The organism is Clostridium sp. UBA5988, from assembly GCF_002435615.1.
Classification (GTDB): domain Bacteria; phylum Bacillota; class Clostridia; order Clostridiales; family Clostridiaceae; genus Clostridium_J; species Clostridium_J sulfidigenes.
Map to the genome: position 1 here is coordinate 69,637 of NZ_DJBA01000075.1, position 12,371 is coordinate 82,007.

General features: G+C 28.0%; 13 protein-coding genes. 9 read left to right on the top strand and 4 right to left on the bottom strand.

Annotated elements, in window-relative coordinates:
- Positions 1 to 5: 5 nt before the first annotated feature.
- Positions 6 to 1,325, bottom strand: coding sequence for an electron transport complex subunit RsxC (rsxC, locus tag B3J31_RS15820; protein WP_346868021.1), 1,320 nt, complete (start codon positions 1,323 to 1,325; stop codon positions 6 to 8).
- Positions 1,326 to 1,724: 399 nt separating this feature from the next.
- Between rsxC and B3J31_RS15825 the strand changes: the two genes are divergently transcribed.
- Both B3J31_RS15825 and B3J31_RS15830 read left to right on the top strand, forming a co-directional pair.
- Positions 1,725 to 2,813, top strand: a complete 1,089-nt coding sequence (locus tag B3J31_RS15825) for a PfkB family carbohydrate kinase (protein WP_150842395.1) — start codon at positions 1,725 to 1,727, stop codon at positions 2,811 to 2,813.
- On the top strand, positions 2,813 to 3,730 hold the full coding sequence (locus B3J31_RS15830; protein WP_150842396.1) for a pseudouridine-5'-phosphate glycosidase: 918 nt from the start codon (positions 2,813 to 2,815) through the stop codon (positions 3,728 to 3,730). Before B3J31_RS15825 ends, B3J31_RS15830 begins: the two co-directional genes overlap by 1 nt.
- A gap of 234 nt (positions 3,731 to 3,964) precedes the next feature.
- On the opposite strand, the gene B3J31_RS15835 is transcribed toward B3J31_RS15830, so the two are convergent.
- Together B3J31_RS15835 and B3J31_RS15840 are read right to left on the bottom strand one after the other, a co-directional pair.
- The gene (locus B3J31_RS15835) at positions 3,965 to 5,716 is read right to left on the bottom strand and encodes an ATP-dependent metallopeptidase FtsH/Yme1/Tma family protein (protein ID WP_346868148.1); all 1,752 of its coding nucleotides are present in this window, start codon (positions 5,714 to 5,716) and stop codon (positions 3,965 to 3,967) included.
- Between the two features lie 336 nt (positions 5,717 to 6,052).
- Complete coding sequence (locus B3J31_RS15840; protein WP_346874195.1) at positions 6,053 to 7,033, bottom strand: amidohydrolase family protein; 981 nt, start codon at positions 7,031 to 7,033, stop codon at positions 6,053 to 6,055.
- On the opposite strand from B3J31_RS15840, the gene B3J31_RS15845 reads away from it, so the two are divergent.
- From B3J31_RS15845 to B3J31_RS15855, 3 genes are all read left to right on the top strand, one after another.
- On the top strand, positions 6,915 to 7,352 hold the full coding sequence (locus tag B3J31_RS15845) for a helix-turn-helix domain-containing protein (protein ID WP_346874196.1): 438 nt from the start codon (positions 6,915 to 6,917) through the stop codon (positions 7,350 to 7,352). The genes B3J31_RS15840 and B3J31_RS15845 overlap by 119 nt on opposite strands.
- 453 nt (positions 7,353 to 7,805) lie before the next feature.
- Positions 7,806 to 8,711, top strand: a complete 906-nt coding sequence (locus tag B3J31_RS15850; protein ID WP_346874197.1) for a DUF5780 domain-containing protein — start codon at positions 7,806 to 7,808, stop codon at positions 8,709 to 8,711.
- A gap of 227 nt (positions 8,712 to 8,938) precedes the next feature.
- Complete coding sequence (locus tag B3J31_RS15855) at positions 8,939 to 10,372, top strand: hypothetical protein (protein ID WP_346874198.1); 1,434 nt, start codon at positions 8,939 to 8,941, stop codon at positions 10,370 to 10,372.
- Between the two features lie 102 nt (positions 10,373 to 10,474).
- Here B3J31_RS15855 and B3J31_RS15860 read toward each other — a convergent pair whose 3' ends face one another.
- Positions 10,475 to 10,624 carry a hypothetical protein gene (locus B3J31_RS15860; RefSeq protein WP_346874199.1) on the bottom strand — a complete coding sequence of 50 codons (150 nt, stop codon included), beginning with the start codon at positions 10,622 to 10,624 and terminating at the stop codon, positions 10,475 to 10,477.
- A 402-nt stretch (positions 10,625 to 11,026) separates the two neighbouring features.
- Here B3J31_RS15860 and B3J31_RS15865 point away from each other — a divergent pair, with 402 nt between their 5' ends.
- The 4 genes from B3J31_RS15865 (at position 11,027) to B3J31_RS15880 (ending at position 12,370) form a co-directional block, all read left to right on the top strand.
- Positions 11,027 to 11,182, top strand: a complete 156-nt coding sequence (locus tag B3J31_RS15865; RefSeq protein WP_346874200.1) for a hypothetical protein — start codon at positions 11,027 to 11,029, stop codon at positions 11,180 to 11,182.
- A gap of 18 nt (positions 11,183 to 11,200) precedes the next feature.
- Positions 11,201 to 11,341: a hypothetical protein gene (locus B3J31_RS15870; protein WP_346874201.1), complete on the top strand. Its 141-nt coding sequence runs from the start codon at positions 11,201 to 11,203 to the stop codon at positions 11,339 to 11,341.
- Positions 11,342 to 11,407: 66 nt separating this feature from the next.
- Entirely contained in the window at positions 11,408 to 11,635 is a 228-nt protein-coding gene (locus tag B3J31_RS15875; protein WP_346874202.1) for a hypothetical protein, read from the top strand.
- A 459-nt stretch (positions 11,636 to 12,094) separates the two neighbouring features.
- Positions 12,095 to 12,370 (top strand): hypothetical protein, encoded by a 276-nt coding sequence (locus B3J31_RS15880; RefSeq protein ID WP_346874203.1) that lies wholly within the window; start codon positions 12,095 to 12,097, stop codon positions 12,368 to 12,370.
- Position 12,371 lies beyond the last annotated feature (1 nt).

Below are 12,371 nucleotides of genomic sequence, written 5' to 3' on the forward strand. Positions count from 1 at the left end.
CACCTCTACTTTTTCTTTTTATTAGCTATAACTCTTTTTTTACCCTCTTTGCAAGTTTGAGTTAAATTTCTCTTAGCAGGGCAAGAATAGCTACAAGCACCACATTCAATGCAGTTAAGTCCACCAAACTTTTCAAAGTTTTCATAATCGCCTCTTACAACTTGAGCATTAAGTTTATTTGGAAGCAAGAACATTGGACATGCATTAACACATTTACCACATCTTATACAGTTTGATTCAACAGTAGGCACAGCTTCTGATTTTGTTAAGCAAAGTATACCAGAAGTACCTTTTATTGCAGGAATGTCTAAAGTAAATAGTGCAGTTCCCATCATTGGACCACCGCTAAGAACTTTAACAGGCTCTTCGTTAAATCCATCACAATAATCAACAAGTTCTCTCAAGCTTGTACCAAATTTAACTCTTAGGTTTTTTGGAGTTTTTATTGCACCTCCAGTAACAGTAACTATTCTTTCAGTAAGAGGTTTACCAAAAATAACTGCTTCTCTTATAGCAAAAATAGTAGCTACGTTTTGAACTATGCAACCAGCATCAGCAGGTAGTTTTCCTGTTGGAACTTCTCTTTTAGTAACAGAATAGATTAACTGTTTTTCTGCACCTTGTGGATACTTAGTTTTAAGTTCTGCTATTTCAACATTTTTAATAGGTTCTACAACTGCTTTCATTATTGTTATAGCATCACTTTTGTTGTTCTCAATACCTAAGAAGATTTTTACTTCAGGAAACATTTGAGAAAGAATTTCTAAACCTTCAGCTATCTCATTAGAATATTGTAGCATTAACTGATGGTCACAAGTTAAGTAAGGTTCGCATTCAGCTGCATTGATAACAATAGTATCAATATTGCATTCTTTTGGTGGGTTTAGCTTTACATGAGTTGGAAAGCATGCACCTCCAAGACCTACAATACCAGCTTCTTGAATTATCTCTAATAGCTCATTTTTAGATAAATTCTTATAATTTTCGTGTGGTGTATAGGCTATTTCTTCATAGGTATTATCGTTTTCAATAATAACGCTCATAACCTTTGAACCACTTGATGTAAGCATAGGTGTTACATTTTTAACTATTCCAGATACACTAGAATAGATATTAGATGAAACAAAAGATGTGCTTGCACCAATTTTTTGTCCAACTACAACTTTATCTCCCTTTTTTACAATAGGTTCACATGGAGCCCCTATATGTTGGCTCATAGGGAACACTAAATCACCCTTTGGAAGATAGGTTTCAATTTCTTTTTTTTCTGAAAAATGTTTTCCGTGAGGCGGATGAATGCCTCGTTTAAAAGTTAATAGTCCCATAATATTCCTCCATTCCTATAGTATAAATTATAAAGACATTGTATTAATGACTCCTATAGTACAAACTTTATTATAACTCGAAAATCTTTATGGTGCAATATATTGAATTGTTTATATGATTTAAGAATAATTAAAACTATAGTGGATAAATTAAAAATTAAATAGAAAATAATGCATACATTGTCTAATATTAAGGGATTATTTACATAAATTTAGATAATATAATTCCATACTCGTAATAAATTACAAATTTTAAGGAATATTATAGTGAGAAAAAGTAAATATAAATTTATTTCATTAAAAATTTTGGATAAAATATTATTGCACTAATTTATATAGTATGCTAAAATCAAATAAGCAAATCTTTATAAAATAAGCAAATATTAAGAGGAGAAAATGATGACAAATAGAGAAGAAGAAATATTAAATCTTATAAAGGATAACCCCTTAATATCTCAAAATGAAATAGCAGATATTCTTAAGATTACTAGGTCATCTGTAGGAGTACATATAGGAAACCTTATAAAAAAAGGATACATCTCAGGTAGAGGATATGTAATGAGTAAAGAAAATTTTGTATCTATAATAGGAGGAACTAATATAGATATAGTAGGATTTTCTAATGATGAGTTAAGACTTAATGATTCTAATCCAGGAAATATAAAATTTTCTTTAGGTGGAGTTGGTAGGAATATAGGTGAAAATTTGTCTAGATTAGAGGTTTCTACAAAACTAATTTCTGTTATTGGTAATGATATTTATGGTCGTAAGATTATAGATGAAGGCAGAGAAATTGGGTTAGATTTAGAACATAGCCTTAAATTAGATGGAGAATCTACATCTGTATATATGTCTGTTCTTGATTATTCTGGAGATATGAAAGTAGCAATTTCATCCATGGATATCTATGATAAGATGACCATAGAATTTATTAAAACTAAAAAATCAGTAATTGAAAGTTCTAAAATATGTATTATAGACACTAATATTCCTAAGGAAGTAATAGAGTATGTAGTTAATAACTTTAAAAACACAAAATTTTTCTTAGATACAGTATCATCATCTAAGGCAGTTAAGGTAAAGGACATCATTCATAAGTTTCATACAATAAAACCTAATAAAATTGAAGCTGAGATTTTATCTGGAATGAAAATTAGTACTATGGATGAGGTAGAAAAAGTTAGTGATTACTTTTTAAACTTAGGTGTAAAAAATGTATTTATAAGTCTAGGTGAAGAAGGAGTATATTATAATGATGGGATAAGTAAAGGATTATTTATTCCGCCCAAAGTTAAAGTTGTTAATGCTAATGGTGCAGGGGATGCTTTTGTTGCTGGATTAGTATACTCAAGTATGAATAATTTTGATTTAATACATACTTTGAAGGTTGCTTCAGCTTGTTCTTCACTGGCAATTACTCATAAAGATACTATTAATCCAAATATGTCTTTGGAAAATATAAATAAAAAATTGGAGGAGATTAAATAATGTTAGAAAGATATTTAGATATAAACCCAGAGGTAAAAGCAGCATTAATGGAAGGAAAGCCAGTAGTTGCTTTAGAATCAACTATAATATCTCATGGAATGCCTTACCCTAAAAATGTAGAAACTGCATTAAAAGTGGAAAGCATAATTAGAGAAAATGGAGCAATCCCAGCAACTATAGCTATTCTTGAAGGAAAATTAAAAGTTGGATTAACAACTGAAGAAGTTGAATTTTTAGGAAAAACTTCTGGCGTAATAAAAACTAGCAGAAGGGATATACCTTTTATAGTTGCTAATAAACTAAATGGAGCTACTACAGTTGCATCTACAATGATTATTGCAGCACTTGCTGGAATTAAGGTATTTGCTACAGGTGGAATTGGAGGAGTTCATAGAGGTGCTGCACAGACTATGGATATATCAGCTGACCTTGAAGAATTGGCTATGACTGACGTAGCTGTAGTATGTGCTGGATGTAAGTCTATTCTTGATATTGGGTTAACTCGTGAATATCTAGAAACTAAGGGAGTACCTGTAGTAGGATTCCAAACAGAAGAATTACCGGCATTCTACACAAGAAAATCTGGATTTAAAGTAGACTATAAAGTGGATAGTGAAGAAATACTTGCAAAAGCATTAAAGGCTAAATGGGATTTAGGTTTAGAGGGTGGTATGGTTGTTGCAAACCCAATACCAGAAGAATTTGAAATGGATTATGATACAATTAATAATGCTATAGAAACAGCTGTTAAGGAAGCGGAAGAGAAAGGGATAGTAGGAAAAGAGAGTACACCATTCTTACTGTCTAAGGTTAAAGAGATTACAGGTGGATCAAGTTTAGAATCTAACATTCAATTAGTATTTAATAATGCTAAGGTTGGAGCAAAACTGGCAGTAGAACTATCTAAGCTACAATAGCATTTTAAAGGATATATAACTAGATAAGCTTTAATTTCAGGTAAAACTTATCTGGTATATAACATGTAATATTACCTATATAAAATATAAAAAGGTATGAAACCTAAAAAATTAAAATGGTTTCATGCCTTTTTATATACAAAAGTACAAGTATTCTAATGCAACACCAATAATTAGCATTAAAATAAAAACCTAAGGAATTACCCCTAGGTTTCAAAGAATATTGTACATAGATTAGCTTGTTTTACCATATATTACATTAAGAATGTCATCAGTATATAGAGTTTCTTTTAAAAGTAGTTCTTCAGATAGCTTAACTAATAAATCTATATTATTATTTAAGGTGTTTTTAACTTCTTCATACAATTCATCCAGTACAGATTTACACTCTTCTAGTACTACTGTAGTATAATAATCAGTAGGTATTCCTTGCATTTCTGAAAGTCTTAAAAGACCTAGAGATTTTCCCATACCATATTCACATACCATATTATTAACTATATTGGTAGTTTTCTTTAAATCATTGAAGGCTCCAGTAGTTATTTTTTCTTCGCCAAAGATAATTTCTTCCGCAGCTCTTCCACCCAATAAAACCATGATTTTTCTTTTTAAATAATCTAGATTATGGTAGGTGTTATCTTCACCTATAGTTAAAGTGTATCCACCTGCACCCTTAGATGTAGGGATTATAGTTATTTTAGAGATTTTTTCTTCTGGAACCTTTAAGTGGGAAATTAATGCATGTCCAACTTCATGATAAGCAGTAATTTTCATATCTTCTTCTTTAAGGGCTTCTTTATCTAATTTTTCATGACCAGCAACTACTATTGAAAAGGCTTTATCCATATGTTCACCAGTGATATATGGAGCATCTTCTTTGCATGCAATTATAGCAGCTTCATTTACTAAATTTTCTAATTTAGCACCAGAAAAATAGGCTGTATTATGTGCGATATCTCTTATGTTCATATCACTTACTGGTTTATTTTTAAAGTGAAGGTTTAATATTTTTTCTCTTGCATTAATATCTGGAAGAGATACCTCTATATGTCTATCGAATCTACCAGGTCTTAAAAGAGCTTCATCTAATATATCAAGTCTATTAGTAGCTGCTATAACTACAATACCTTCACTTTCTTTAAATCCTGACATCTCAGTTAGAAGAGCATTTAAGGTTTGATCCTTTTCATCAGAATTACCAGATTTATTAGAACTACGCTTTTTACCTATAGCATCGATTTCATCAATAAAAATAACAGCTTTACCATGAGTCTTAGCTTTCTTGAATAAATTTCTAATTCTACTTGCACCTACTCCAACATACATCTGAACAAAGTCTGAACCAGATACAGCATAGAAAGGAACATTAGCTTCACCAGCTATAGCTTTTGCTAATAGAGTTTTCCCAGTTCCGGGATCTCCATAAAGAATTACACCTTTAGGCATTCTTGCGCCGTAAGAAGCATATTTTTCTGGATTTTTAAGAAAATCTACTATATCCTTTAAACTTTCTTTAGCCTCATCATTGCCGGCTACAGAATTAAAGCTAAATTTATCCTTAGAAACACTTTGTCCATCAATTGCAGTAATAGAAGTCATTGTTCCACCAGAACTATTCCTTTTTATAGTCATAAATATAGTAGTTACAGCAGAAAGGCTGAGGAATATAACTGCTATACGTTGATTTGTTGGTAAAGTAGAAGAACTTTCAACTGTAATACCTTCTTTTAAAAGAGTTTCTTTAAGAGTATTACTATTAGGATTATCTGTAGAATATTTATTTCCCAATTTATCTATAATAGTAATTTTAGGTGTTTGAGACATGGATACTTTAGATATATTATTACTTTCTAAATCCAGTAAAAAATCTGAATATGCTTTATAGGGGATTGTAGCTGCACCTATATTCAATAAAATTAAAGCTACAATTGATAATACTAAAATACTTAAAGGAATAATGATTAAATTCTTTTTAATGTTATCTATCAATAATCTTACCTCCTTAAAATTTGTATATACTTTTTTATAAAATAGAATTTGATATATACAATATAAAATGATTAAAGAATAATGTTTTATCTATAAAAAGATTGTTTCATGCTGTAATTAGTATTATACAAAATTTAAAACTAAAGTCCACAAATTAACCTAAAATTTGTAAATGTAAGTTATGGTAGAATTGTAAAGATAACAGGTAGAATATGTAATAATAAAATATACCTAGCTACATATCAATGTAACTAGGTATATTCTAAATAAGGAATGCCCCTAATAATATTCTGTTATATTTTACTTATTTACATAAATTAATGATTAATTAAATTAAAGTTGATTTTTAACTACTTTACCATCAATCATTACAAGTTTAACAGTATTTCTAAGATCAAAAGGATGTCCATTATATATTATAATGTCTGCATCTTTTCCTATTTCAATACTACCAACTCTATGATCTGCATTTATTGCACGAGCTGGATTTATGGTAATAGATCTTAAAGCCTCTTCTTCATCCATTCCTTCTCTAGCAGCAAGGGCAGCACATAGAGATATATATTGAAGTGGAATTACAGGGTGATCAGTCATAATGGAAACTTTTATTCCAGCTTTGTTTAAAATCATAGGAGTTTTAAATGTTAAATTTTTCAGTTCTACTTTACTTCTATCAGATAAGCTTGGACCTATAATTATAGATTTTATATGTTCATCTTTAAGGCTTTCGGTTATTAAATGTCCTTCAGTACAATGCTCTAAAGAAAGGTCTAAATCAAATTCTCTAGCTATTCTAATAGCAGTAAGAATATCATCAGCTCTATGAGCATGAGATTTCAATGGAATTTCCTTTCTAATGACCTTTGCTAAGGCTTCTAACTTCATGTCAAAGTCTGGAGCTTTAGCACTACCATTTTTAAAGGCTTCTTGTTTTTCTACATAATTTTTAGCTTTTATTAAATTTTCACGAAGGATAGCTGCAGTAGCCATTCTAGTACTTGAAGTAACTTTTTTACCACTATAAACTCGCTTAGGGTTTTCTCCAAAGGCAGATTTCATAGCAGTACACTCATTAATAACCATATCATCTATAGTTTTTCCATAAGTTTTCATAGTTGCAAAGGTTCCACCTATTACATTAGCACTTTTATACGTAGTGCTTATATACATGGTGATTGAAGGGGAGAGATGAAAAATGAGTAAACAAACTAAAACTAATAACAATGATATGGGATTTACTACAGTATACACAAAGGTAATAGCAGACCAAAGATTAAGTACTACAGATAAGGCTGTATTTATGGCTTTAAGCACATTTTGCTACAATGGTAAAGATACTTGTTTCCCAAGTTATAAGACATTAGGAGCTATGTTAGGAATATCTACACGTACAATAGGTAGAAGTATTAAGAAACTTAAAGAAGTTGGATATGTTAAAGTAGAAAGAAATTTAGGTTATGTTAATCTTTATACCCTTTTTAAGCCAATTATAGAAAGTGGGGTGACTAAAGTTAAAGAAACTATTACTAAAGTTAAAAATACTTATAATAAAAAGAAAAATAAATTCCATAGTTATGAACAACGAGATTATAATATGGAGGAATTAGAGAAGAAATTATTGGGTTGGACATAAAAAGAGAGCCTTATTCTACCGCAAATAGATAAGACTCAAAACTGAATAAATAGAATAAAATAATTGTTAAATCTATTATATCATTTTTAAAAATAAATATGCAATAGGTTTATTTGCTATGTTTAGAATTAAAAAAATCACTTCCATTATATAGGGTTATATTTTGTTATTACAATATCATGAAATAAATGGTATTATAATAAGAGATTATAACCTATTTTTTTCTTTTTTAATAGGCTATATGAATTATATGTCGCATCCCCAAGACAATAATATTCTAGGCAGGTGTGACATAGGAGTTTTACTAATAATTAAAAGTATTAATAATTAAAAATTAATAAGCTATATAGTAACATTATAGAGTTTATATCCAATAAATTAATTAGTATACTAATATTTCAAAATGTGTTAATATTATATTATAATTTATAAATATTAGGGGGGGTAATTATCGTGAGTAAGAAGTATTTTATATTTATCTTATTGGGAATATGCATGTTTTTAGTAGGATGTGGAGCAACTAAACTTGATAAAACAACTACATACATTAGTGAAAGTAATTTTGAAAAAGCTATAAAATCTTATGAAAGTTTATCAGGAGAAGATAAGGTAAAGATAGATGATATATTAAAATCTAAAATTGATGAACAATATAATAAATTTGTTAGCAAAGAAATAGAGAAACAAGTTACTATAGAAGAAATAATAAAATTTAAAGATTTTAATGGAGTATCTCAAATTATTAAAGAAACTGAAGATAAAATAAATAAAATAGATAGTTCTCGAACTAACTTTGAAATGGGACAAAAACTAGAAAAGGAAGGCAAAATGGAAGATGCACTAGTGAATTATAAAGCTGTGTATGTATTAGATAAAGATAATTATGGAACAGCTCAAAGTAAAATTACTACACTAGAAACAGCTGTAGAAAATGAAAAAACTGAATTATTAAAGAAACAGATGAAAGAAGAAAATAAAAAGTATGCGGTGACTACATCTATAGTGCCTAGTCAATTTGATTTGTATGATGGAATCCAAGTTATGATAAAAAATAATACTGATGCTACTGTAAAAGAATTTAGAGTTGGAGTGTTTATATATGATAAAAATGGACTTCCTATCAAAAGTGGAATATTAGCAGGTGGAGACATTTATATGACGGTAAAAGAAACAAATGCAAATATTATGCCTGGAGAGTCATGGGGAAGTGATAGAGTGATAGATACGTATTTGGATAATGGCACAGTTGGATATGCAAAAGCATGTTTAATAGAAGTGATAGATTATGATGGAAAGAAATGGACAAATCCATATGAATCTCAATGGTACTTAGATAACTATGATAAAAAATATAAATAGATATATAATCAAAGGATTACTTTGGTAGTCCTTTTTATTTTGTACTCAATACCAAAGGTATACTAGTAAAAGATTTAAAAAAATTATAAAAAATATTAAAGAAGAAAAACAAAGAAAACACGAGGAAAACGGAGTAAATAGAACTTAATTCATTGTAATTGACATTGCATTAGATGATATGATAATCTATTTGGTATAAAAATAATAACGAAAGAAAAGGTGAAAAGATGGAAAATAAAATCGAGATTGAATATGAAAGAAAATTTGTAAATTATATATTTATAAATCAACGTATCTATTTTACATTTAGTATTATAGCTTTTGAAGTGTTCTTTAAAGTTTGTATGAAATCCATAGATATCTTAGGTGAAGACACAAATTTTTATTATATAATTGAAGTTAAAAGGGAAGTGATTTCAGAGGATGATTATAATAATTTAGTATGTATAATGCGAAATAATAGGCATGATAAACCTTTTAAGGGAATACTAATTGGAACTAAAAGAAATAAAAAGGTTGAACGTATGTGCATGGAAAATGGAAATATTGAGTGTGTTATTATTGATGATGTGATTTATAAGAAAAATGCTGAAGAATTAACATATCTTGAATTAGATAGAGATAGCAATGAACCGCCATATGCCAAAATACTAAAAAAATTATTTGAAAATATTACTGGTTTGAATAGTATAAGTAATAGAAGAAATATAAATTGTATAGATATTATATATAACTATAAATCGAATAGAGAGTTATGGGTTAAAATAACAAGAGACTCATTTGATATAGTCCCATTTATGAAACATCCTATATTTGAAGAAAAATATATTGAGGATAAAGAAATATACATTGGGAAAAATCATATTGATGAATTTATGTTTACAAATAAATATTTATATAAACTATCATATATGAAATGTAGATTTTTTACTGATAAAAGTATAAAAGATAATTATTGTGAAATATATAATGTTTTACATCCATTACAGGATTATATAGATTTGGAAAAGGTGAAATTTAATGAATATGACAATTTCCTCATTACTGATACTAACTATTTAGGCATACATATAATGAAAATTAAATTCTACCATCCACGTGAAAAATATATTATTATACCTAGTTTATATAAATACATTTTTGAAAATAACGAAGATAAAATTGGACATATAGTAAATACTTATGACTATAATAAAGTTAATTTTATTCAATGCTGCTATGTTTTTATTGGAAATAAGTTATATAAACCTTCAATTAAGATAAATTACTATAATAAATACTTAGATATAGAATTAGAAGTAAGATTAAAAGATGGTACAGCGATAAAAAGAAACTATGAGGTTATTGATAAAAATCATTATGAAAATAAAAAAATGATTAAAAAGGAATTTTTTTTAATTTGCAATGTTTATTTTATTCTTGATTTCGAAGAATACGTAAAAAATATTGTGAATAATAATAAAAGTAAAATTCATGAACATTATTTTGATAGCTACGTAACATCTAGGTATAAGCATTTAGTTAAAAATAAGAAATATTTAACTTTAAGGGAAATAATTAATATGCAAGATAATAAAATAAAATTGGCTTATGATGAAGTAATGGACGAAGAGTATTCCAGAGTAAAAGAAGTTAAGTGGAGAGAAGAAGCATTTAAATGAAGATTGATTAACTCTGAGATAATATTAATATGAAAAATTTAAATTAGAGAGTTTAAAAGCTCTCTTTTTTATTTCATAAAAAAGACCATACATAAGTACAGTCTAATCCTTCTTATTCAAGTATTCTTTGACAATGTTGTAAATATAATTACTAGCACTTCTATTATCTTCTTTAGCTAATTTAGATATCAATTCATATTCTTCTTTACTAAATTTAACATTTATTCTTTTGTTATCTTCTGATACAGCCACGTTTTCACCTCCTAAAACACTTTAACTATATTATATATTATATTATCCAAAATTTCAAATGTGATACACTTGAAAAATATTTTAATAAATTTATAAATAATGCTTTACAAAGTGGTTCACTTGATATACAATAAGATTATAGGAAGTGGTTCACTTTAAAAATAAGTGCTACACTTGAATAATATATAAGATAAACAAACAGGGAGGTATAAAAGATGAATAACTTAACATTACTCTTAAAAGCACTGACAACATGGTTCTACTATATAACAATATACGGACTAATAACAATACCAACTCTAGCAGTAATAATCTTTATCTTAAACAACCTTAAAACTCGTTATAAGCCAAACTAGAGAGTTTTAGAGGTATTGTAGACACATAATAATAGGAGGTGAAGAAATGGATAAAAAAGAGATAGTTACTAAATTAAGAGATATATTAATACAGCTATTAGATATTAGAGACAACTTAGAAGAAGTACAAGAAAAAGACTTAACCATGGATGCTTTTAATAGTCTTAATAGCTTAATAGTAAAACTAAATAAGCAGCCTTAAAACATGGGGGATGGGAAAATGATTATTACTTTAGAACAAATTAAAACGACTAAAGAACTAAACAAACAGAGAGAAGAGATAGCTAACAGACTAGAAGTTGCCATGAACATGAGTGGTGCAGAGCTAGAAGAACTATATAGAGAATATTATAGTAAGTAACTTAACCACCACGAAAGTTTAGTGGTCATATCAAAAATAAAATGGGAAATCAAGGGGGATATAATAATGAGTAAAAGTTTAATAGTTAGGTGCTTTATGATAAATGCACAAGAAGAAAGCAAAGAGGTTATATTAACAAACTTAGTAACTACAGAGGTAGAGAAGGTTAATATTTGGAGTATAGTTAAGGATAACTTGATTGTTAATGATACTAAAATCCAACTACACGGAATCCGTGAAAGTCGAACAGGCTATGAATTATTCACAGATAACTACCTTTTAGAGGTAATTTAATACTATATTTAAAATCCAAATTTTAAACAAATTAAAAAAGAGCAGTTAAATAACTACTCATACAATCATAATTTGACGAACGAAAATAATACCATATATTAATAAATTATGGTAAACTGAAATAAACGACTTAAACACGCATTAAAGCAGTTTTATTCAAAAATTTGAACTGATTAACACGCACCAATAGGGAAATATATTCTCTAGGTAATATAATATTTAACTTATAGCTATATAATATATCATTTTTATAGGAGTGTCAATAGAATTTCATTATATCGTGTAGAGAATTTAAAATCTAGTGATATCAATGTGTACACGTGCTAGTAAAAAATAGAATATAAAACAATAAATGCAATTAATAGGTTGATTTTGTACCTTTCAAAAGAGGGTACAAGCTTGAATCTATTATAGATTTAAATATTAAAGGGTGGTGACCTACACCAGAAGGAGAATAAAATGGGAAGAGCTGAGACTGATATCACAAAAATAAATGAATTTAGATTTGTAATGGAATATGATTTTGGTGGAGATTCAAGATTTCCATATACTTGTTGGATTTATAAGAAGGATGAAAAGGGAGGTTATATACCTTTTGAAGACAAGGATGGATTCCAAGTTAGAAGAGAGTTTAAAAGTAACTATAATAAAATACATTATAGAAATTTTATTAATAAGTTTGCTACTGATGAAAATTATAGAAATGATTACATTAATAATGAAAGGGATAGATAGA